Here is a 22437-nt window from a genome sequence, read left to right on the forward strand (position 1 = left end):
CGTCCGCGGCCGACGCGGCGTACACGAATCGGCGTCGAAGAAACCCCTACGGAACTCCTCGTCGACCACCCCCTCGGTGCCGGGGATCGGGCATCTCCCGAGCATGCAAGACCAACCTCCCCGGGTCCGGGGTGAAAAGCACCTGTGTCCACAGCGAGAAAGGAATCTCCCTGCCATGAAAACCACGAAAATTGCCGTCGGCGCCGCCGCGGTCGCCGCCCTGGTCGCGTTGACCGCGTGCAGCAACTCCGGCAGCGATCAGTCAGCGCAGAGCAGTGCCTCGGCGAGCGTCACCGCCACCACAGCGGCCGCCGATACCCACAACCAGGCGGACGTGACGTTCGCGCAGCAGATGATTCCGCACCACGCGCAGGCGATCGAGATGTGCGATGTCGTGCTCGCCAAGAACGGTATCGACCCCCGGGTGACCGATCTGGCGAATCAGATCAAGGCAGCCCAGGGCCCGGAGATCGAGCAGCTGCAGGGCTGGTTGACCGAGTGGGGACAGTCCAGCATGCCGATGGCCACGTCCGGAATGATGACTCCGGGCCAGAGCATGCCGATGTCGGGCATGGAGATGCCAGGCGATAGCGGGATGGGAATGAGCGGAATGATGTCCGCCGAGGACATGACGGCACTGCAGAACGCTCAGGGCGTGGACGCCAGCCGGCTCTTCCTCACGCAGATGATCGCCCATCACCAGGGCGCGATCGCCATGGCGCAGACCGAAATCGACTCCGGTCAGTATCCCGACGCCGTCGCGATGGCACGCACCATCGCCGACACCCAACAACAGGAGATCACCACGATGCAGAACATCCTGGCCTCGCTGTGACACCCCGGCTTCGGGGAGTCGAACACCCAACGATGACCTCGTCCGAGGAGAACACAGTGAGCACCACCGCCAGCTACCACGTGTCCGGCATGACCTGCGCGCATTGCGTGAAGGCGGTCACCGAGGAACTCGACCGTCTCGATGCAGTGACGAGCGTCGACATCGACTTGGTTCCCGGCGGCGACTCACGGGTGAGGGTCACCAGCAGCCGGCCACTGTCGCTCGAGCAGGTACGTCACGCCGTCGACGAGGCCGGATACTCCCTGGCCGACCCACCCACCTGATCCACCCCCAACGCGCCCTCCCCGCGGCATCAGGAAGGTTTCGCGCCGGTTAGCACGAGGACGGACTCGACTCAGCGGCTCGACCCGGAGAGGACGCGCCGCGGTGATCGCCACCAGATCGCCCGCCACCGCATCGACGTGGCTGCCACGGCCGGTCAGCCCGACCCGACCGCACATGATGTACACGGCAGCCTCGCCGTGAATGGGAACACCGGCTATCGCCGGCCCGGGGGAGCGCGACGAGAGTCTGGCCCAGCCGGTGCTCGTGACCACCGAAGACCGTTGCCGCGCTCGGTCCGCTCGGCACGATGCGAGCGTCCTCGAGCCGATGCCGCGATCGCCGTCACCGAGTATTTCCTCGTCGCTGATCCCGGCGCAGCGGAAGGGCGATGGTGAAGGTACTGCCGGTTCCGGGGCCGTCACTGCGGGCGGTGATGTGACCGCGCTGCGCCTCGACAAGGGCCTTGGCGATCGCCAGTCCGATCCCGGCTCCGCCGTGTGCGCGGTCGCGTGCCGCGTCGACACGGTAGAACCGTTCGAACAGGTGCGGGAGGTGTTCGGCGGCGATGCCGTCGCCGGTGTCGGTCACCTCGATCACCAGCAGCTCGTGTCGGTGGCCGGCGGTCACCTCCACCCGGCCGCCGCCGGGGGTGTGGCGCAAGGCGTTGTCGAGCAGGTTGCCCAGCACCTGCCCGAGCCGCTCCGGGTCCGCCCACAGGCGGGGAAGGTGCGCAGGAACACGAGAGGTCAGTGCCACCTCCCTGGCGGCGTAGCGGTCCGCCGCGGCGGTGAGGGTGGTGGAGAGCAGTGCGGCGGGGTCCACCCAGGTGGGCTCGATCGAGGTCCGGCTCTCTTCGGCGTGGGAGAGTGCGTTGACGTCGTCCGAGAAACGGACCAGCCTACGGGTCTGATCGCGCAGCATGCCGATCGTGTCGGCATCCAATGTCTCGACGCCGTCCTCGAGTGCTTCCATGTACGCCTCGAGCACCGACACCGGGGTGCGGATCTCGTGGGCGAGGTCACCGAGAAGTTGGCGGCGGGTAGTCTCGACCGATTCGAGCCCGGCAGCCATCCGGTTGAACGCCTCGGCGAGGGCGTCGAAATCGTCCCCGAGGTGCGGGGGAGTGACCCGGATGTCATAGCGCCCGTCGGCCACCGCGGTCGCCGCGTACGACACCTCGGTCACCGACCGTTGCAGGCGCCGACTGAAGTACCAGGTCACCACCAACGCGGCCAGGGTGGCCACCCCGAGGGCTACCGCCAGGGAAATGGCTGTGGCGGAGCGGTACGCCTGCTCGGCGTGGAACTGCTCGTCGGAGAAGGCCGGTACCCCGGCGCGGTGCAGGTGCTCGCGGAAGAGCGGGGGGCCGACGAACACCGCGACTACCCAACAGGTTACGACGCCCGCAACCAGCACCAGCGATTGCGCCAGCAGCAGCCGGATGCCGAGGCCGGGGCCACGGCTGCGCACCGGACCTGGGCCGAGGGTGCGGGGTCGGTCCCCATGCGAGGTCATTGCCCGGTCCCCATCCGATACCCGATGCCGCGGACGGTGGTGACGTACCGGGGTGCGGCGGGGTCGTCGCCGAGCTTGCGGCGCAGGTGACCGACATGGACGTCGACAAGGTGTTCGTTCCCGACCCAGGACTCTCCCCACACGGCCTCGATCAACTGGCGCCGACTAAATGCCATACCCGGTCGGGACGACAAGACCGCCAGCACATCGAACTCGGTGCGGGTCAACATCACCGGCTGCTCGCCGAGACACACCTCCCTGCCCGCCACATCGATTCTCAGCGCCCCGAAGACCCGTGGCGGAGCCTCGGCCCCAGGCTCGGGTGCCGGTATCTCGTACACCGGCGCCTTCCGCGGTCGGCGCAACATGGCGCGGATGCGTGCCACCAGCTCCCGTGGGCTGAACGGTTTGGTGACGTAGTCGTCGGCGCCGACGGACAGCCCGATGATGGTGTCCATTTCCGCACTGCGGGCGGTCAGCATCACCACATAGGCGTCCGAGAACGTCCGCAGTTCGCGGCACACCTCGATTCCGTCCATGCCCGGCAGCCCGAGGTCGAGGACCACGACGTCGGGGTCGATTTCCCGGGCGAGTGTGAGCGCATCGACCCCGTTGTAAGCGACGGCGACCTCGAAGTGCTCCCGTTCGAGGTAACTGGCGACGACCGCGGCCAACGGGCGCTCGTCGTCGACCACCAAGGCCCGATATCCCGCGGCGCTCTCAGGCGACAGGGGCGGCGTGTTGTCCATGGTCTCCATCGTCGCCGGTGTCCTTCCAGATCCGGTACGCGTCGCCCCGAACCGGCCACATCTTCAGCGAAACTACACAGAACCCTCATCGATTCACCGCATCCGGAATCCACGATGGAGAGCAACGAAAGGCGAACAACCATGATGTGGTGGAACAACGGAATGGGCTACGGAATGGGCTGGGGCGGCTGGGTGCTGATGGCCGCGCTGATGGTCGCGTTCTGGGGGTTGGTCATCGTCGGGGTCATGGCACTGTTCCGCACCATCGGCGCGGACCGCCATCCTCCCTACGACACCGACGCCACCAGCAGGCCGAGCGCGGACAAGATCCTCGACGAACGCTTCGCCCGAGGGGAGATCGACGCCGAGGAGTACCGCATCCGCAGAGACCAACTACGCACCGGACATGACCGATAACCAGGTAGTACCGCAAATCAGCGTCGTTCGAGCACGGTGTGCCTGGATCCGTGGCACGCCGGGACCATCAACGCTTGCCCCTACGATCACACAGCCCCATTGACGATCCGTGAAGGTCGACGGGTCCGCCCGACCTTCACGCACCTGGCCACGATGGGTATTCCATGCACCGGCACGGACACATCGTTCGGCCGATACGCTCTCACGCAGCTGGAGCTGGTCGCGGACACTGGATGATCGACTGCCACAACGGATCATCAGAAACCGGGCATGATGTCCCGACTGGACTACGCCGGGTGATCTCGGCTCGTCTCAGGAGCGGACGAGACGGGCGATCGCGTCGGTGGCCTCTTTGATCTTCGCCTCCGCCTCGGGGCCGCCGGCGACCGCGGCGTCGACCACACAGTGGCTGATGTGGTCTTCGAGCAGCCCCATGGCCACCGCCTGCAAGGCCTTGGTCATCGCCGAGACCTGGGTGAGGATGTCGATGCAGTACTTGTCTTCCTCGACCATCCGCTGCAGACCCCGGGCCTGGCCTTCGATCCGCTTGAGGCGCTTGAGGTAGGCGTCCTTTTCGGTGATGTAGCCGTGCGCGGCATGGTCATGGCCGTCGGTCTCGGCAGGTGCCTGGGTGGCCGCGGGCGTGGGGGTGGCCATGGTGTCCTCCTGGTATCCGACCGTCATGTCGAGCACCCCCGATTATGCCCGCCCGGGGTATCGCGCCGTGTGTTCGGGCGGTCGGGGTACGGGCGGATCGCGGCGGCGGCGCACATCACCGCGCAACGGGCGACGGCCCGGGTCGCGGGATGCCGGGAAATCCGCCCCACCATCGTCCTCATCGAGGTCGTCCTCGTCGATCCCATGCTCGTCTCCTTTCGCTTTAATGGTGAAGTGGGGGCGGGCGGCGCCTGCACGCCCGCTCACCCCCACCCTTGCTGTGTGCGGGCTCGGCCTTATCCGGCGGTGGACTTGAACCGGCGCAGGCGCAGGCTGTTGCTGACCACGAACACCGACGAGAACGCCATCGCCGCACCGGCGAGCATCGGGTTGAGCAGCCCCATGGCGGCCAGGGGCAGGGCGGCGACGTTGTAGGCGAAGGCCCAGAACAGATTGCCCTTGATCGTCCCCAACGTCTTGCGGGCCAACCGGATCGCGTCCGCTGCCGCGCGGAGATCACCGCGGACCAGGGTCAGATCGCTGGCCTCGATCGCGACGTCGGTGCCGGTGCCCATCGCCAGACCCAGGTCGGCCTGGGCCAACGCTGCGGCGTCGTTGACGCCGTCACCGACCATCGCGACCACCTTGCCCGCATCCTGCAGTCGCTTGACGACGTCGACCTTGTCGGCGGGCAGCACCTCGGCGATCACTTCCTCGATCCCGACCTGGTCGGCGATCGCCCGGGCGGCGGCCGCATTGTCGCCGGTCAGCATGATCGGGGTCAGGCCCAGACCGCGCAGCTGCTCAATCGCCTCGGCGGAGGTGGCCTTGACCGCGTCGGCGACGACGAGCACCGCGCGGGCCCGCCCGTCCCAGCCGACGGCCACGGCGGTCTTGCCGTCGGCTTCGGCTGCGGCCATCGCGTTTTCGAGCGCCTCGGGTAGGTGCTGCGCCCAGTCGGCGAGTAGGCGGGCGCGCCCGACGATCACGGCGTGCTCGTCGATCATGCCCTGGACGCCGAGGCCTTCGATGTTGGCGAACTGATCGACTGCCGGGAGGGCACCGACCTGCTCGCGCGCACCCTTGGCGATGGCCTGGGCGATGGGGTGCTCGGAGGAGTCCTCGAGCGCCCCGGCCAGGCGCAGCACCTGCGCGGTGTCTTCGCCGTCGGCGGTGATCACATCGAGTAGGGTCATCTTGCCGGTGGTGACGGTGCCGGTCTTGTCGAGGACGACGGTGTCGACCCGGCGGGTGGATTCGAGCACCTCGGGTCCCTTGATCAGGATGCCGAGTTGGGCGCCGCGGCCGGTGCCGACCATCAACGCGGTGGGGGTGGCCAGCCCGAGGGCGCAGGGGCAGGCGATGATCAGCACCGCGACGGCGGCGGTGAAGGCGGCCGCGACTCCGCCGCCGGTGCCGATCCAGAAGCCGAGCGTCGCAACGGCCAGGGCGATGACGATCGGGACGAAGACGCCGGAGATCTTGTCGGCCAACCGTTGGGCCTGCGCCTTGCCGGTCTGGGCGTCCTCGACGAGTTTCGCCATCTGCGCAAGCTGGGTGTCCGAGCCGATTCGGTTGGCGCGGACCACGATCCGACCGCCGACGTTGACGGTGGCGCCGACGACCTGGTCGTCGGGTCCGACCTCGACGGGCACGGATTCGCCGGTCAGCATCGACGCGTCGACCGCGGAGGAGCCTTCGGTGACGACACCGTCGGTGGCGATCTTCTCGCCAGGGCGGACGACGAACTCGTCCCCGACGGCAAGCTGATCGATGCCGATGCGCTCTTCGACGCCGTTCCGCAGCACCGAGACCTCTTTGGCGCCGAGTTCGAGCAGGGCCCGCAGGGCTGCACCGGCGCGCCGCTTGGAGCGGGCCTCGAAGTAGCGGCCGGCGAGGATGAAGGTGGTCACCCCGGCGGCGGCCTCGAGGTAGATGTTGCCGGCGCCGTCGCTGCGGGAGATGGTCAGCTCGAACGGGTGGGTCATGCCGGTCATTCCGGCGGTGCCCCAGAACAGGGCGTACAGCGACCAGCCGAGGGCGGCGATGGTGCCCATGGAGATGAGGGTGTCCATGGTGGAGGTGCCGTGCCGCAGGTTGGTGAAGGCGGCCTTGTGGAACGGCCACGCACCCCACACCACCACGGGGGCGGCGAGGGTCAGTGAGAGCCACTGCCAGTTGGGGAACTGCAGGGCCGGAACCATGGCCATGGCGATCACCGGCACGGACAGCACCAGCGATATCAGCAGCCGCTGGCGCCACGATGCGGTCGGGTCCTGCTCTGCGGCGGGGGCGTCGGTGCCGGTGGAGGCGGAGGGTGGCGTGGGGACCTTGGCGGTGTAGCCGGCCTGCTCGACGGTGGCCACGAGATCCTCGGTCGACACATCACCGACGTAGTTGACGCGTGCCTTCTCGGTGGCGTAGTTCACCGTGGCGGTGACGCCGTCGAGCTTGTTGAGCTTCTTCTCGATCCGGTTCGCGCACGAGGCGCAGGTCATGCCACCAATTTCGAGCTCGACCTGGCCGTCGGCGGTCGGGTGCTGCGTGACGGGATTCATCGTTCCTCCTCTCGGGGCGTGGTGGTAGGTCAGTGTCCGTGCCCGGCGGGCATCGGCTCCGGGGCGGCGGGAACCGCGGCGGGGGTCTGCCCGCCGGTCAGCGTGAACTCGGCGGTCCGCACCACTCCATCGTGCTGGAAGTCCAGGAACAGGCGGTAGTCGCCCGCGCTCGGGGTGGTGACAAAGAAGTCGATACCCGGACCGGGCGTGGTGACCCCGTCGCCGGGGTGGCCGTCCGGATGCACGTGCAGGTAGCCGAGATCGGCGGCCCGCAGCGCCACCAGGTGCCCGTACGCCCCGAGGTAGGGCTGCAGATCCGTGACGGGCTGCCCGTCCCGGCTCACCGACAGCGTGACCTTCGACGCCTGACCTGGGGTGAGGGTGCCGCCCAAGGTGACGGTGTAACCGTCGACCACGGCCGAGGCCGCCGCCGGGGGCAGGGGCTGCGGATCGTAGGCGCCGGCGACCTGCAGATCGGCGCCCAGGGTCAGGCCGTCACCGCCGTCGGGGGTGAAGTCGGCGAACACCCGGTACGCCCCGGCGCGGGTCAGATCGAGTGGCACGCTCCAGGTTCCGGCGGCGTCGAGTACCGGGTGCACGTGCTGGAAGCCGGCCATGTCGCGGCGCACCGCGATCAGGTGCAGTTGCTTTTCGTGGCTGTCGACGTAGCGGGTGACCGGCTGCCCGTCGGCACCGAGGATGCGGAACCGCAGCGGCACGTCGGCGCCGGCGGGAACCTGCGCGGTGTCCAGTGCCAGGGTGTAACCGCTGTCGGTGACCATCAGTCCTCCAGGTCTCTGATCGGCGGCCGGTGCGTCCGAGGTGGACACGGATCCGGCGTCGTGAGTTGAGGTGTCGTGCGTGTCGGCCGGGGTGGTGCCCTCGGGGCCGAAGGCGGCCCCGGCCCCGAGGGCGAGGGCGAAGACCGCGGCCAGGCCGACGGTGAATCCGGCGAACTTCGACGATGCGTTCATCGTGGGGAATCTCCTGTCCGGGTCTCGAGTTTCGGCAGGTCAGCCGGCGAGCTGGTAGCCGGCCTCGTCGACGGCCTGGGCGAGCGCCTCCTGCTCGATCGGGGTGTCGGAGTCGATATCGACCCGGTCGCTCGCGAGGTCGACATCCACGCCGGTCACACCGGGAATGCTGCCGATCTCTTCACGGACCGAGGAGACGCAGTGCCCGCAGGTCATGCCGGTGACGGTGGCGGTGGTGGTGCTCATCGATGTCCTTCTTTCTTCGGTTCGGAATTCGATCGAGGCCGTAGCGACCCATCTACAGATTTACCATACCCCCCTACCGTATGCAACGCCGGAGTGGTCGCACCCGCTCCAGTCGGACTCGTACCCCCTGGTGGTGTTCCTCAGGCGGCCTGATGAAACCCGGCGGGGCCCGAATGGCCGTCCGCCGTGCGTGTTGCCGCGGCGCGAACGGAACGGCTTCGGTGACATCGGAATCGCTCCTTGCATCATCTACGGTACCCCCCTATGGTATCGATATCCGCAGAGGGATCGAGCAGCATTCAGGAGGGTGGCGATGTGCACAGAGGGCGGGTATCGACCCGAAAGGCATACGGACACTGCAGTACTTGCCCCGATCCCAGGGTCGGGGCCTCGATGTTGTGGGTAGGCGCGCCACTGCACTCCTCTTCGTTCACATCACGATAGATACCCCATACCCGTAAGGAAGGATTGTCATGCCTACTCAGGCATCATCCACACGCAAGTGGTGGGCGCTGGCGCTGATCGCCGCAGCCCAATTCATGGTCATCATGGACACCTCCATCATCGGCATCGCGCTACCGAAAATGCAGACCGACCTCGGCTTCTCCCAGGAGAACCTGACCTGGGTGTTCAACGCCTACGTCATCGCCTTCGGTGGACTGCTCCTGCTCGGCGGACGCCTGTCCGACCTGTGGGGCGCCAGACGCACCTTCGCCACCGGCTGGGTTGTTCTGCTCGTCGGATCGATCACCGCCGCCGCCGGGAACGTCGGCACCGAACTGGCCGGACGCGCCGTCCAAGGCGCCGGTGCCGCACTGATCGCACCCTCCGCGCTGACTCTGCTGATGATGCTGTTCGGTTCCACCCAGCAGGAGCTGACCAAAGCCCTCGCCGTCTACGGCGCCGCCGCACCTGCGGGCGGCACCGCCGGTGTGTTTCTCGGTGGGGTGATCACCGAATACCTCAGCTGGCCATGGGTGTTTTACATCAACATCCCCATCGCCGTCATCGCCCTCGCCGCGACACCGCTGCTGATGCCCAACGCCCCCACCCGATCCGGTTCGATCGACATCCTCGGCGCACTGACCGTCACCGCCGGCCTGGCGCTTGCCGTCTACTCCATCGTCCGGGCCCCCGAGGTCGGCTGGGATTCGGGTCAAACCTGGGGATACCTCGCCGTTTCCGCGGTGCTGCTGGGCGCATTCGTGCTCATCCAGTCCCGGCGCCGCGAACCCCTGATGCGATTGGGGATCTTCACCGCCCCCAACCTCGCCGCAGCGAACGTCGCCCAACTGCTGCTCGGTGCGGCGTGGATACCGATGTGGTTCTTCCTGAACCTGTACCTGCAGCAGGTCCTGGGCTACAGCGCATTCCCCGCCGGCGCAGCACTACTGCCGATGACCACATTGATCATGCTCGGCATGATCGTCATCGCGCCGCGGGCGATGCAGAGGTTCGGGGCGAAACCGATGATCGTGACCGGTCTGATCGTTCTCGCGCTCGGGCTCGGGTGGATGGCCTTGGTCCGGCCCACCGGCAACTTCTGGGTCGACGTGCTGCCGGCTTCCCTGGTCGCCGCAGCAGGTATGTCGCTCGCCTTCATCCCCTCCTTGGGCACGGCGATCTCCGCCGCCCGACCCGATGAGGGCGGATTGGCGTCGGGCATCGTCAACGTCAGCTACCAGGTCGGCTCGGCGCTCGGTCTGGCAGCCATGACCGCAGTCGCCGCCTCGTTCGGGGCCAACCAGATCGGCGACCTCCCCGAGCTGACGAACGGATTCTCCGCCGCGTTCATCGGCGCCGCCGTCATCGCCCTGGCCGGTGCTGGGGTCACCGCCGTGTCGATGCGCACGGCCCAGTCGGACAAGGTGCCGGAACCAGTCCTCGAGCAGCACTGACAACACACCGTGGGGTGGGAGTCGGCAGGCCCGGCTCCCACCCCGCGCCGGTGCCCGTGGTGACCGGATCGCCGCGAGGGCCTTCGCCCGTCCGAGTGCCCCGCTGGACACGACAGGCTGTGTGGTGTCTGTCACATTGGGCGTCGTCGGCGGCGTGTCCGCTTGCGGCGGGCCGTGAAGCAACCCGCGTCGCGTCGCCGGATGTCGTCGCGCCGACCCTGCGCGCAGTCGCCGACCCCGCGAATGTCGAGGTCAGTGCCGGTTTCGTCGGCCTTGCGCGGTGCCGATCGACGGAGTGTCCGGGACGCGGTCCCGCATGTCGTTATCTGCCCGTGATGGCGGTGTAGGTCAGGTCCAGATCCCTGACATGGACTTATTCGAGCAAGATCATATTTAGATATCGATTAGGTCACGATTGTGCGGTCGATATCGTTTTGTTACTTTCCTTTTCGACGGGGGTCCGAGGCCGCGAAATCTCCAGAGCGCGGGCTAGCCAACGAAGACGAGGTAAGACACTGTGGCGAAACACCGCAGGACGGCAGATCGTTCAAATTCCATCACCGGCCGCCTGAAGATCGCGACCGTTGCCGCGGCGACCGGTGCGATCCTGATCGGCGGCGCGCAGTTCGGCGCCGGGTCCGCGGCCGCCCGCCCGCTCGAGATCCCGCCGGGCCTGCTGCCCGCCGGTGTTCAGCTGCCCGCGATCGAGCTGCCCGACATCCCGGCCGCCCCGCCCGCGCCCGGAATGCCCGGGCCGGTCAACCCGGGCATTCCCGCTCCGCTCAAGGCCCGCGCCGTGCAGCCGGTGTCCGGCACGCTGTCCTCCGGCTACGGCCCCCGCTGGGGTGCGCACCACGGCGGCATCGACATCGCGGCCCCGATCGGCACCCCGATCCAGTCCGCGGCCGACGGTGAGGTCATTTCCGCGGGCCCGGCCTCCGGGTTCGGGTTATGGGTGCGGGTGCGCCACGACGACGGCGCCGTCACCGTCTACGGCCACATCAACGAGTTCATCGTCAACGTCGGCCAGCGGGTCGCGGCGGGTCAGCAGATCGCCACCGTCGGCAACCGTGGTCAGTCGACCGGTCCGCACCTGCACTTCGAGGTCTCGGACGCAGGCGGCAACCGGCTCAACCCGAGCCAGTGGCTGCGCGACCGCGGCGTCTCGGTGACCTGGGGAGCCGACTAGGACTCGCCCTGGCGGTAGTCAGTTCCAAACGATGCAGGGCGCGGCAGGCCGGACGGCAGGCCGCGTCCCGCATGCGGTTCGGGCATGTCGAGCATCCTTCGACCGTGAGGGCGGACCCCTCACAGGTCATGTATGAAGGAGCGGGGCCTTGTCAAAGGGTCGCGTTTACGTGGTTTCGGCTCCATGCGGGCAGCGCTGGGTGAGGGCCGGGGGTCAAGACACAGCGCCCGCAGCGTGAGCGAGGACGAATGGTCTTGACGGTGGCCCGGCCCGGCGCAGACTGGAATGAGCCCGAGAACGGGTCGAGGACCAACGACGCGATTCGGTTTGTTACGTGGTTGTGGTGCAACGTCTCCAGTGTGATGCGTGTGGGGTTGGGCAGGGCCGGGCTTCCTCGGCTGGCCGGTCATCCCTTCGCCCGGCGGTGCGGGCATGGAGCGGTGCGCTGGCAATACGCGGGGTCAATCAGGTGGGCGACCACGTCGTAGGCACGGGGGTCAGACCTGTGCACGGCCGCGCGCGTGTTGCGTCCGGGGTGCTCACGCCACCGCCTTCTGGTGGGCCACGGCGCGGATCTCTCCGTCGCGCAGTCCGTAGTAGACGAGGGTGAGCAGTTTGCGGGCCGCGGCGATCTTGGCAATGTTTCGGCCGCGGCGGGCCTCGATCCGTTTGCGATCGGTCGAGATCTTCGTGCCGGCGGGATGCCGTTGGATGGCCTCGACGGCCGCCCAGCGCACCAGTTTGCTGCCCTGCTTCGTGATGTGCCCGCGGCGCACCACGGCGTCGGACTCGCGGTGCTTGGGCGTCAAACCGGCCCAGGAGCACAGGTGAGCGGGATCGGTGAACCGGTGCACGTCCCCGATCTCGGCGACGAACACCGCGGCCAGGGTGGGTCCGATGCCGGGCAGCGCCTGGATCGCCGTATACCCACGGTCGCCACGCAGCTCGGTGGCGATCCGGGCAGTGAACCGTGCCTCGTGGGCGTCGAGGTCGTCGATCAGCTCGAGCAACGAGATCACCCGCTGCGCGTACGCGTCGGCGAGAGGCACCCGCGCCAGCTTCTGGCGGCCGGTGACACCGAACAGGTCCGACACCGGGATCAGGACTCCCGCCTTGGCGAGCACGGAGTGTACCTGCGCCTTGAGCCCGGACCGCAGCGCGACCAGCTTTGCTCGATATCGCACCAGCTCGCGCAGCTCGCGGGTCTGCGGTGGGGCGATCCACGCCTCGGGCAACCGGTTCATCCGCAGCAGATCCGCCAGATCACCGGCATCACGGTCGTTCTTCACCCTCCGGTATCGGAATCCCTTGACACCCAACGGGTGCGCCAGATGTACGTCCGCACTCGACGCTCGCAGGGCGTCGACCGCCCAGTACCAGCCGTAGGTCGCCTCGAGGACCACTTCGGGGTTCGGGCCGGCCTGGTCGATCTGCAACCCCAACGCCACCGGGTCGTTGACGATCCGCACCGCCGAGAGCTGCTCGCCGGTGTCGGTCTGGCGGACGATCACCGATCGTTGCCGGTGCAGATCGATCCCGACGAACTGTTTTCCGTCATACTCACTCATCAGGGGCCTCCCTTTTCGTTCGGAAGTGAGTACTCCCAGCATTCGCCGGGAACCCTCGAGGAGCGGAGGCCCCGCCCCTTCATCGCATCAGGTCGACCAGATCCAGGGCAGTGGCTTCCGCAGCCGGCGAGCACAGCGCCTTCAGAACACTCGGCAAGTGCGCGTCGTGCGCTTACCGGCGGCCCGTACCGTCGCCGTCTCGGGTGCTCTCGGACTCAGGGTGGAGATGGTGGCCACACCCTTGCGGGTCGTCCCATCGGCCGCGCCGGGCTCGCCGATCGCAGCCTGGATATACCGTGGTGTATGCCCCTGTCCCGTCGGCAGTTGTTGCGGGTAGGTGTGGCCGGATCGGCTGCGGTGCTGGTGGGTACGTCGGCGGTGAGTAGCGCCCGGTTGCCGGCGCCGCGGTGGCGAGGAGATGACCCGTTCGGACTCGGTGTGGCATCGGGAGATCCGACACCCGATGGTGTCGTCCTGTGGACCCGCCTGGCACCGGATCCGCTTGCCCCCGGCGGGCGCGGCGGCATGGGGTGGGATCCGGTGACCGTCGAATACGAAGTCGCGCATGACGAGAGCTTCCGGCAGGTGGTGACGCGCGGTACGGCGGTCGCGACGCGCGAACTCGCCCACAGCGTGCACCCGGAGATCCACGGTTTGGAGCCCGCTCGCTGGTACTTCTACCGATTTCGTGCCGGTTCGGCGATCTCTGCGGTGGGCCGGACCCGCACGGCCCCGGCTCCGGGGCAGCCCACCGCGCGGATGCGGCTCGCGTTCGCCTCCTGTCAATCGTGGAGTTCGGGCTTCTACACCGCATACGAGCACATGCGCGACGAAGACCTCGATCTGGTCATCCATCTGGGCGACTACATCTACGAGCGCGGGTGGAGGCGCGGCCGCGAGGGAATGCCGATGGGAGCGGACCGCGACGAAGCCGTCGATCTGCCCAGCTACCGGCTGCACTACGCACAGTACAAAGCCGAGAAGCCGCTGCGCGACGCCCATGCAGCTTTTCCCTGGATCGTGACCATGGACGATCACGAGGTCGACAACAACTGGGCCGCCGATTCGCCGGGACTGGGCTTCGATATCTACCGAATACCCGCACTGTTCCGCCGTCGCCGTGCCGCGGCCTTCCAGGCGATGTACGAGCACCAGCCGCTGCGGCTCACGCAACTGCCCTCCGGGGAGAGTATGCGCCTGCACCGCCGCTACTGGTTCGGCGATCTCGCGCAGATCACCATGCTCGATACCCGGCAATACCGGGACCGGCAGGCCTGCGGGGGAAACGTCACCGCGGACTGCGCCGACCGGCTCGACACCGACCGCACGATACTGGGCGCCCAGCAACGGGACTGGCTGCTCGACGGATTCACCGGCTCCCCGGCCCGCTGGCAGATCATCGGCAATCAGGTAGCGATGGGCCAGACCGACAACGACCCCGGCCCGGACACCGTCGTGTCCGCCGACTCGTGGGACGGATACGTCGCCGACCGCAACACCGTCCTCGGCGGCGCAGCCGATCGGGGCGTCCGCAATCTGGTGGTGATCACCGGCGACCGTCACCAGAACATCGTCGCCGACCTGCGCCGGGACTACGCCGACCCAGAATCCCCGGTCATCGCATCGGAATTCTCGGGAACGTCGATCACCTCAGCCGGCGACGGCGCCGACATGAACGACACCGGCCGCCGCCTGCTGGCCGCCAATCCCGACATGAAGTTCTTCAACGCGCAGCGTGGATACGTGCGGGTCGACCTGGACCATCAATTGTGGCGCAACGACTTCCGCGTCGTTCCCTATATCCAGCGCCCGGGCGCGCCCATCCACACCCGCGCCAGCTTCGTGGTCCAGGATCAGAGACCCAGCGTCACCGAGGCGTGACGGCCGGACCCTGCCACACACGACGCGGCGCGGCAAGCCCGATCCGCCCCGGGCCCGCGGACCAGGCACCGCTGAGCAGCGGTGCCAGTGCCGAGCCACATCGCCATCGCCAGGGTGCGCCTGTCGGACGAAGGTGGCTCGGGCACGCACGGGGACGGGTAATGGCCGCAGTTGCCGAGGAATCGGCGGATCTGCGGGACGACGGCGCCGGCGAGGTCGTCCGCCGTCGCGAGCGCGTCGAACGACACGTTCCGCGCGAGTGTCGCATGCGGGATGGTCGCGCTCATCCGTTCGGCGAGCTCGGCCGGATGGCGCTCGTCGGCGCCGGGGACGATGAGCACCGGAACCTCGATCGCGCCGAGTTCGTCGAGCGTGCGGAACGAGCGGTCACGCCCAATGGCGGCAGCGGCGGCGACGCTCCCCGGATCGGCGCGCGGTATCGCCGAGCGCACCAGGTTCCCGATCAGCGGTTGCAGGTGGGGAAGAAACAACTCCCACGCCGCTTCGATACCGTCGCCTCGCACCCGCTCGGCGAAGCGGTCCACCAACGCGGTCTCGGCCACTTTCGCCTCGTCGTCCTCGATATCCTCGGCACTGATCACCACGACCGCCCGCACGCGTGAGGGAAAGGCCGGAGCGGCGCGTAAGGCGATGGTGCCGCCCAGACCGGTCCCGCCGACCACCGCCTCCGACGCGCCCAGGTGGTCGAGGAGGGCGATCACATCGGCGGCGTAGCGACTCCACGTGTGCAGCGCCGGATCCCGGCACACCGAGCGGCCATACCCAACCGGGGTACCGCCAGCTCGCTCGAGTCGTCGGCGGAGAAAGCCCGACTGCGCTGCGGCACTCGGTTGAATGCGTCAGCCGAGGGCGAGTTTGGGTGCGGTGGAAGTCGAAATGCTTGCCCGGGTACGGGTAGACCTATGGGTCCGGCATCGGTGCCCCCGGGGCTGAGAAGGAGTCGGGTTATCCGGCGACGGGGGAACGGCGTTCGAGGAAGACGGTGTCGCGCCAGATGCCGTCGAGTCGGGCGATGCGTTCGCGGACGCCGATGGTGCGGAATCCGGCGGAGTGGTGAAGGGCGATGCTGGCCCGGTTCTCCGGGAAGATCGAGGTCTGCAAGGTCCATATCCCGGCTTCGTCGGCGGCGATGACCTGGGTGCGCAGCAGGGTCTTGCCGACGCCGCGTCCGCGCATCCCGTCGGCGACGTAGACGGAGTTCTCGGCTACGCCTCGATAGCAGTCCCGCCCGGAGGTCGGACTCAGTGCGGCCCAGCCGACCACGACGCCGTCGATCTCGGCGACCCACCGATGCCCGGGCAGCCATTGGGCGTCCAGGGTTTCCCGGGTAGGGACCTCGGTGGTGAAGGTGGCGGTGCGAGTGGCGATGCCCTCACCGTAGATGCGGCGGACGTCGTCCCAGTCCTGTTCCGTCATGGGGCGCACGGTCACGTCGTCGGGGAGGTCGTCCGGGCAGCACGGCCGCGGGGTCAGCACGCCCATGACCGCGTCGGCGGCGTGCGGGAGTCCGGTGCAGCAGGAGGGGTTGACCGTGACGACGGTGCTGGTGCGGTCCTTGTGGACGGAGACGAACCCGACGTCGGCAAGCTTGCGCACGTGGTGCGAGATGGTGGGCTGACCGATGCCCAGGGCCTCGGCCAGCTCACCCACGGTGATCCCAGCCGGGCGGGAGGCGACCTGATGAAGCAACCGCACCCGGGTGGGATCGGCCAGGCAGGCGAACCAGCCGGCGTAGGTGACCGCGTCCTCCGGCGCCAACGCATCCACCTGCGCGGTGCCGGGGGTGCGGACGGCCGGCATGTCCAGGGAAGTCATGCCCGTCACTATATCGACATCCATCGATGGTTGTATTAATCGACGATCATCGATACTTTCCGACGTTAGAGGATCGATGAACGTCGATGAAAGGATTATCCAGATGAACACCTTGCCCGTAGTCGTCGTAGGCGCCGGCCCGATCGGCCTCGCAGCCGCGGCACAATTGCGTGAGCGCGGCCTGACCCCGCTGGTCTTCGAACGCGGCCCGGTGGCCGGTGCGGCGATCTCCGAGTGGAACCACGTGCGGCTGTTCTCCCGCTGGGGTGAGCTGATCGACCCCGCCGCCCGCCGCCTGCTCGACGCCACCGGCTGGGTGGCCCCGGACGACGAGGCGTACCCGACCGGCCAGGACTGGACCCGCGACTACCTTTCGCCGCTGGCCGCCGCCCTCGGCGACATCGTGCAGCTGGGAACCGAGGTGGTCGGCGTGGCCCGCCGCGGCCGCGACCGGGTCGTCGACGCCGGCCGCGACACCGAACCGCTCTCGGTGCACCTGCGCCGCGCCGACGGCACCGCGGACCGCATCCTCGCGCAGGCCGTCATCGACGCCTCCGGCACCTGGACCACCCCCAACCCCCTCGGCGGCGAAGGCCTGCCCGCACTCGGCGAGAAGTCCGCGGCCGACCGGATCGAGTACCGGGTGCCGAACATCGACGACCCCGAGGTGCGGGCCCGGTACGCGGGCAAGCACATCGTGATCGCCGGCAGCGGGCACTCGGCGCTGACCGCCATCGTCGCGTTGGCCGATCTGGAGAAGCAGGCGCCGGGTACCCGGATCAGCTGGGTGCTGCGCCGCGGCGATGCCGGCTCCACCTTCGGCGGCGGCGAGGACGATCAGCTGCCCGCCCGCGGCGCCCTCGGATTGCGCGCCAAGGCGGCGGTCGACGACGGGCTGTTGCAGGTGGTTCCCGGATTCCGCACCGCAGCCATCGAGTCCCACGGTGAGCGGGTGGTGTTGGTGTCCGACACCGGAGCCCGGATCGAGGACGTCGATCGGGTGGTGGTGCTGACCGGGTTCCGGCCCGATTTGTCCTGGCTCTCGGAGATTCGCCTGGGCCTGGATCCGGTGCTGCAGGCGCCGGTGGAGTTGGCGCCGCTGATCGATCCGAACGTGCATTCCTGCGGCACCGTCTACCCACACGGGGTCGCCGAACTGTCGCATCCGGAGCCGAATGTGTTCCTGGTCGGGATGAAAAGCTACGGCCGCGCCCCGACATTCCTGGCGATGACCGGGTACGAGCAGGTCCGCTCCATCGCCGCCGCCCTGGCGGGCGACCACGACGCCGCCGCCCGGGTGGAGCTCACCCTGCCGGAGACCGGAGTCTGCGGCGGAGCCGGGGTCTTCGACGACCCCGACACCCCCGCGGCAGCGGAAGAGTCCGTGGGGTGCTGCGTCGCCCCGGACCCGCAGCTGATCACCCTGTCCGCCCGCGCGGGCGGATAACCGATGGCCCCGACCACGACCCTGCCGCAGAACACCCCGACGCTCGCCGAGGGTGGTCTGCGACGGGTCCTTGCGGTGCTCTGCCTGACCGAGATCACCAGCTGGGGCATCCTCTACTACGCGTTTCCGGTGCTGTCGGTGTCCATTTCGGCCGACACCGGGTGGTCCCTGCCGGTGATCGTGGCGGCGTTCTCCCTGTCCCAGCTCGCCGCCGCGCTGACCGGGATCCCGGTCGGACGGATCATCGACCGGTTCGGGCCGCGGGCTGTGATGACCGCCGGATCCGTCCTCGCCGTCCCCGCGCTGCTGGTTGTCGCGGCCGCCCCGAACCTGCCGACCTTCTACGCCGGGTGGCTCGCTGCCGGGATCGCGATGGGCGCGGTGCTGTATCCGCCCGCGTTCGCGGCGCTGACCCGCTGGTACGGCGACGGCTACGTCAAGGCGCTGATGATCCTCACCCTCGCCGCCGGGTTGGCCAGCACGGTGTTCGCCCCGCTCACCGCGGCCTTGGTCGACCGGTACGACTGGCGGACCACCTATCTCGTCCTCGCCGCCATCCTGGCCGTCATCACCGTGCCCGGGCACCTGCTCGGCCTGCGCGGGCGGTGGCCGCACCCACCCACCCCAGTGGGGGACCATCCGGTCGATCACCGGGATGCCTCTCGCAGCCGCGCGTTCCTCGCCCTCGTCATCGCACTGAGTCTCAGGGCGTTCGCCGCGTTCGCCGGGGTGTTCAACCTGGTGCCACTGCTGATCGAGCAGGGCTTCTCCCCGTCCCTCGCGGCCCTGACGTTGGGGTTGGGTGGGGCCGGTCAGGTCCTCGGCCGCCTCGGCTACCTCCCGATCGCCGCCCGCACCACCGCCCGCACCCGGATCGTGGTGATCCTCGCCGCCACCGCCGCCAGCACCGCATTGCTGGGGATCGCCTCCACCACTGCCGCGTTGATCGGGGTGGCGATCGGGGCCGGGCTGATCCGCGGGATCTTCACCCTGATCCAGGCCACCGCGATCACCGACCGATGGGGCGCCACCCACTACGGTCGCCTCAATGGGCTCATGTCCGCCCCGGTGGTCATCGTCATGGCACTGGCCCCCTGGGCCGGAACCGCACTGTCGGCGCGGACCGGGAGCTACGCCCACGCCTACCTGATCCTCGCCGCCCTCGCCGTAGTCGCCTCCCTCATCGGCGCCGCCAGCATCCCCCGGCATCGGCGCCACGATGCCGCCACCACTACCTGACCCTCTCGACAACCCTGGAAGGGACAACTGAATTGAGCGACTACAACGTCCTCGTCGTCGGCGGCTGGCAGTCCGGCCTGGCCGCCGCCCATCACGCACTGCGCCGCGGCCTGAAACCGGCGATCCTCGAGGCCTGATTCGGCGGTGGGCGCGTCCAACGCGAAGTTGCTTCGTCTGAGGAAGCGGACTCTCATCCAGAACCGGGTGAGAGCACACCTTCTTTCGAGAGGAACCCTCCGATGACCACCCACCTGTTCTCTCCCCCCGGAACCGGCCTCGAGGCCGGCGGCCACGGCGGGGGTGTGAGATGACCGCCCCCGCCGTCCTCGTCGAGGATCTGCACGTCGCCTTCGGCAAGAACTGGGCCCTCGACGGTGTCGACTTGGAGGCTGCCGCGGGGACCACGCTCGGTGTGCTCGGCCACAACGGTGCCGGCAAGACCACCCTGATCCGCACGCTGACCACCCTGGTGCGTCCCACCATCGGCCGCGTGCATATCGAGGACCTGGACGTCGTCGCCGACGCCACCGAGGTCCGCCGCCGGATCGGGGTGACCTGCCAATACGCCGGTCTCGACGAATTCCTCACCGCCCGAGAGAATCTGGAGCTGATCGGCCGCCTGACCGGGCTGCGGCGCACCGCCCGCGCGCGGGCCGACGCGCTGATCGACCGGCTCGGTCTGGACGAGTACGCGGCTCGGCGGGTAGGGGAACTCTCCGGGGGCTCGCGCCGCCGGATCGATCTGGCCGCCAGTCTCGTCGGATCCCCGTCGCTGCTGTTCCTGGACGAGCCGACCACGGGCCTGGACCCCCTCGCCCGCGCCGGGCTGTGGGACGTCGTGGACGAGCTCACCGACGCGGGCACCACGGTCGTGCTCACCACCCAGTACCTCGAGGAGGCGGACCGGCTCGCCGACCACATCGTGGTCCTCAGCCGGGGCCGGGTCGCTGCCCGCGGCACCCCCGCCGAGCTGAAACGGATCGTCGGCGGCAAGGTCGTCAGCGCGACGGTCCCCGCCCATCAGCTCGCCGCGCTGCCGTTCATCCCGGACGCCGACAGGGTCGACGACAACCGGGTTCGGGCGTCGGTCACCGTCGACGACGCCCCCGCCGCGATCGCGCTGGTCGCCGACCTGCACGACCGCGGCATCGAGGTCACCGACCTGGACGTAGCTTCCCCGAGCCTCGACGACGTCTTCACCCACCTCGCCCACACAGGAGCCCACAAATGACCACCACTAACGCGATCGGGCGGCCCTCGGCCTTGGACCAGCTCGCCGCGCTCACCGTCCGGAACCTGCGCACCAGCGCACGTGTTCCGCAGCTGTTGATGTTCTCGCTGACCATGCCGATGGCGATGCTGGTGCTGTTCAGTCAGGTGTTCCGCAGCGTCGCGGCCGGACCCAGCTTTCCGGCCGGGGTCAGTTACATCGTCTTCCTCACTCCGGCGATGCTCGCCGTCTCCACCGTGATGGCCGGCACCAACGCCGGAGTGTCCGCCGCGATCGATCACACCAACGGCCTGCATGACCGCTTCGCTGCCCTGCCGATGCGGGCGGCGTTGACGGGGGTGGCTCGCACCATCAACGAGGCCGTCTTCACCCTCGCCCGGGCTGCGTTGCTCGGGATCGCCGCCGTGGCTTTGGGTTTCGAGTTCCACGGCACCGCCGGTGATGCCGTCGCCGCGGTCATCGTGCTGGTGGTGCTGGCCGGGGCGATGAGCGCCCTGTTCGGGCTGATCGGGGACCGGCTCCGTCGGCCGGACGTGGTCCAGTTCGCCGGGATGATGGTGATGATGCCGCTGATGTTCGTCTCGAGTGCGTTCGCGCCGATCGAGACCATGCCCGGCTGGATGCAGGCCATGGCGACGGTGAATCCGGTCGCGCACGCCACCGACGCCCTGCGCGGCCACGTCCTCGGCACCGCCACCGCCGGCGACACCGCCGCAGCCCTGGTTGCGGCGATCGGGTTGTGGGCGGTGGTGACCGCCGTGCCCGCCTTCACCCGCGTGGTTCGGTCCGCACGCACCCGCTGAACGACGACACCCCGCCCTGTCCTCCCTCCCAAGGATGGGTCGGGTTCTTCGTGTCTGCTGTCCGTCCGGATCCGGGCACTCCTCTGGCCCCTACCCCGGTGGAGGGGGTAGAGGCTGAGAGAGTGCTGTGGTCAGCGGATGCGCCCGGTGCGGGCGTCGACGGCGCTCATGCGGCGGCGTCGAGCAGATGCAATTCCTCCGCCACGATCAGATCGACCTCTTCGTCGGTCAGGCCCGACAACAGATGTGTGGTCAGCATCGCTCTCACCTCCTCACCGCGCTTCTACTGGTACGTCGAACCGGAGAACCCGGAATCGACATCGACACCCATACAGACGAGGAACTTCGGATTCGGACGCAGGTGCGTCCGATGACGGTCAATGTCGTCCGTACCTCTGGAACGACCCTGACCCAGGGGGTCGCCACCGCGCCTCGGGGCGGGGATCCTGTAAGACGGAGAGGAACCACAGATCATGAACGAGGACACGGCCACCACCGCGACGACACCGCAGTCGGCACCAGCTGATCTCGACCAGCTCTGGCGCCGCTTCTCGAGCGACTTGCGGGCCTTCATCGCCCGCCGGGTCTCACGGCCCGAGGACGCCGACGACATTCTGTCGATCGTGTTCCTGCGGATGGCGAAGAGCCTGGACAACCTGCGCGAGCAGGACCGGCTCCTGGGGTGGATGTATGCCATCACCCGCAACGCGATCACCGACTACTACCGGTCCGCGCCCCATCGGCGGGAGCTGGCCGTCGACACTGTCCCCGACAACCCGCGCGAGGGCGAACCGGACGACGACGAGACGGCGGAGAAGGAACTCGCCTCCTGCCTGGTGCCGATGCTCTCCGGACTGCCCGCCGAGCAGGCCGCGGCGGTGAAGATGGTCGACCTCGACGCCCGAACCCACGCCGCCGCGGCCGGGGAGGCGGGGATTTCGGTGTCCGGCATGAAATCCCGCGTCCAACGCGGCCGTGCCACCCTCCAGGCCCGACTGCACGCCTGCTGTGAGATCAGCCAGGACCGGACCGGTCACGTGCACGACTACCAGCCCCGCAGCGGATCCTGCGCCTGCGGCGCCCCCTCACCCGCGGACCAGTAGACCGTC

20 protein-coding genes are annotated in these 22437 nt (G+C 68.7%); 11 read left to right on the forward strand and 9 right to left on the reverse strand.

The window, feature by feature from the left end; all coding sequences use genetic code 11:
• Positions 1-175 precede the first annotated feature (175 nt).
• Complete coding sequence (locus tag GO592_RS37965; protein ID WP_007296073.1) at positions 176-835, forward strand: DUF305 domain-containing protein; 660 nt, start codon at positions 176-178, stop codon at positions 833-835.
• 56 nt (positions 836-891) lie between these two features.
• Positions 892-1119, forward strand: coding sequence for a heavy-metal-associated domain-containing protein (locus tag GO592_RS37970; RefSeq protein WP_373418960.1), 228 nt, complete (start codon positions 892-894; stop codon positions 1117-1119).
• A 343-nt stretch (positions 1120-1462) separates the two neighbouring features.
• Here the strand turns inward: GO592_RS37970 and GO592_RS37975 are convergent, their stop codons facing one another.
• Both GO592_RS37975 and GO592_RS37980 read right to left on the reverse strand, forming a co-directional pair.
• Positions 1463-2635: a sensor histidine kinase gene (locus GO592_RS37975; protein WP_007296071.1), complete on the reverse strand. Its 1173-nt coding sequence runs from the start codon at positions 2633-2635 to the stop codon at positions 1463-1465.
• On the reverse strand, positions 2632-3393 hold the full coding sequence (locus tag GO592_RS37980; protein ID WP_007296070.1) for a response regulator transcription factor: 762 nt from the start codon (positions 3391-3393) through the stop codon (positions 2632-2634). Before GO592_RS37980 ends, GO592_RS37975 begins: the two co-directional genes overlap by 4 nt.
• Before the next feature lie 132 nt (positions 3394-3525).
• On the opposite strand from GO592_RS37980, the gene GO592_RS37985 reads away from it, so the two are divergent.
• Positions 3526-3801, forward strand: coding sequence for an SHOCT domain-containing protein (locus tag GO592_RS37985; protein WP_007296069.1), 276 nt, complete (start codon positions 3526-3528; stop codon positions 3799-3801).
• A 312-nt stretch (positions 3802-4113) separates the two neighbouring features.
• On the opposite strand, the gene GO592_RS37990 is transcribed toward GO592_RS37985, so the two are convergent.
• The 4 genes from GO592_RS37990 to GO592_RS38005 all read right to left on the reverse strand — a co-directional run bounded on the left by GO592_RS37990 (position 4114) and on the right by GO592_RS38005 (position 8236).
• Complete coding sequence (locus GO592_RS37990; protein WP_012686863.1) at positions 4114-4458, reverse strand: metal-sensitive transcriptional regulator; 345 nt, start codon at positions 4456-4458, stop codon at positions 4114-4116.
• Between the two features lie 296 nt (positions 4459-4754).
• Positions 4755-7016 (reverse strand): heavy metal translocating P-type ATPase, encoded by a 2262-nt coding sequence (locus tag GO592_RS37995; protein WP_007296067.1) that lies wholly within the window; start codon positions 7014-7016, stop codon positions 4755-4757.
• A gap of 29 nt (positions 7017-7045) precedes the next feature.
• Positions 7046-7990, reverse strand: coding sequence for a hypothetical protein (locus GO592_RS38000; RefSeq protein ID WP_007296066.1), 945 nt, complete (start codon positions 7988-7990; stop codon positions 7046-7048).
• A 39-nt stretch (positions 7991-8029) separates the two neighbouring features.
• Entirely contained in the window at positions 8030-8236 is a 207-nt protein-coding gene (locus GO592_RS38005) for a heavy-metal-associated domain-containing protein (RefSeq protein ID WP_007296065.1), read from the reverse strand.
• 473 nt (positions 8237-8709) lie between these two features.
• Here GO592_RS38005 and GO592_RS38010 point away from each other — a divergent pair, with 473 nt between their 5' ends.
• Together GO592_RS38010 and GO592_RS38015 are read left to right on the forward strand one after the other, a co-directional pair.
• A complete protein-coding gene (locus GO592_RS38010) occupies positions 8710-10134 on the forward strand; it encodes an MFS transporter (protein ID WP_007296064.1) in 1425 nt (474 codons plus the stop codon).
• A 517-nt stretch (positions 10135-10651) separates the two neighbouring features.
• Positions 10652-11323: a M23 family metallopeptidase gene (locus tag GO592_RS38015; RefSeq protein ID WP_007296063.1), complete on the forward strand. Its 672-nt coding sequence runs from the start codon at positions 10652-10654 to the stop codon at positions 11321-11323.
• Positions 11324-11862: 539 nt separating this feature from the next.
• Here GO592_RS38015 and GO592_RS38020 read toward each other — a convergent pair.
• Positions 11863-12891: an IS110 family transposase gene (locus GO592_RS38020; RefSeq protein WP_007296062.1), complete on the reverse strand. Its 1029-nt coding sequence runs from the start codon at positions 12889-12891 to the stop codon at positions 11863-11865.
• A 303-nt stretch (positions 12892-13194) separates the two neighbouring features.
• On the opposite strand from GO592_RS38020, the gene GO592_RS38025 reads away from it, so the two are divergent.
• Positions 13195-14772 carry an alkaline phosphatase D family protein gene (locus tag GO592_RS38025; protein ID WP_012686864.1) on the forward strand — a complete coding sequence of 526 codons (1578 nt, stop codon included), beginning with the start codon at positions 13195-13197 and terminating at the stop codon, positions 14770-14772.
• On the opposite strand, the gene GO592_RS38030 is transcribed toward GO592_RS38025, so the two are convergent.
• Together GO592_RS38030 and GO592_RS38035 are read right to left on the reverse strand one after the other, a co-directional pair.
• A complete protein-coding gene (locus tag GO592_RS38030) occupies positions 14745-15542 on the reverse strand; it encodes an alpha/beta fold hydrolase (RefSeq protein ID WP_012686865.1) in 798 nt (265 codons plus the stop codon). The two genes, GO592_RS38025 and GO592_RS38030, sit on opposite strands and share 28 nt — an antisense overlap.
• A 196-nt stretch (positions 15543-15738) precedes the next feature.
• The gene (locus GO592_RS38035; RefSeq protein ID WP_007296059.1) at positions 15739-16608 is read right to left on the reverse strand and encodes a helix-turn-helix domain-containing GNAT family N-acetyltransferase; all 870 of its coding nucleotides are present in this window, start codon (positions 16606-16608) and stop codon (positions 15739-15741) included.
• Between the two features lie 103 nt (positions 16609-16711).
• Here GO592_RS38035 and GO592_RS38040 point away from each other — a divergent pair, with 103 nt between their 5' ends.
• From GO592_RS38040 to GO592_RS38060, 5 genes are all read left to right on the forward strand, one after another.
• A complete protein-coding gene (locus GO592_RS38040; RefSeq protein ID WP_007296058.1) occupies positions 16712-18055 on the forward strand; it encodes an NAD(P)-binding protein in 1344 nt (447 codons plus the stop codon).
• A 3-nt stretch (positions 18056-18058) separates the two neighbouring features.
• Positions 18059-19294 carry an MFS transporter gene (locus GO592_RS38045; RefSeq protein ID WP_007296057.1) on the forward strand — a complete coding sequence of 412 codons (1236 nt, stop codon included), beginning with the start codon at positions 18059-18061 and terminating at the stop codon, positions 19292-19294.
• A 307-nt stretch (positions 19295-19601) separates the two neighbouring features.
• Positions 19602-20525: an ATP-binding cassette domain-containing protein gene (locus GO592_RS38050; protein WP_012686867.1), complete on the forward strand. Its 924-nt coding sequence runs from the start codon at positions 19602-19604 to the stop codon at positions 20523-20525.
• Positions 20522-21328, forward strand: coding sequence for an ABC transporter permease (locus GO592_RS38055; RefSeq protein WP_012686868.1), 807 nt, complete (start codon positions 20522-20524; stop codon positions 21326-21328). The genes GO592_RS38050 and GO592_RS38055 overlap by 4 nt, the downstream gene beginning before the upstream one ends.
• Before the next feature lie 473 nt (positions 21329-21801).
• Complete coding sequence (locus tag GO592_RS38060) at positions 21802-22431, forward strand: sigma-70 family RNA polymerase sigma factor (protein WP_007296053.1); 630 nt, start codon at positions 21802-21804, stop codon at positions 22429-22431.
• Positions 22432-22437: the final 6 nt, after the last annotated feature.

It is taken from the genome of Rhodococcus sp. 21391, from assembly GCF_016772255.1.
Lineage (GTDB): Bacteria > Actinomycetota > Actinomycetes > Mycobacteriales > Mycobacteriaceae > Rhodococcus_F > Rhodococcus_F opacus.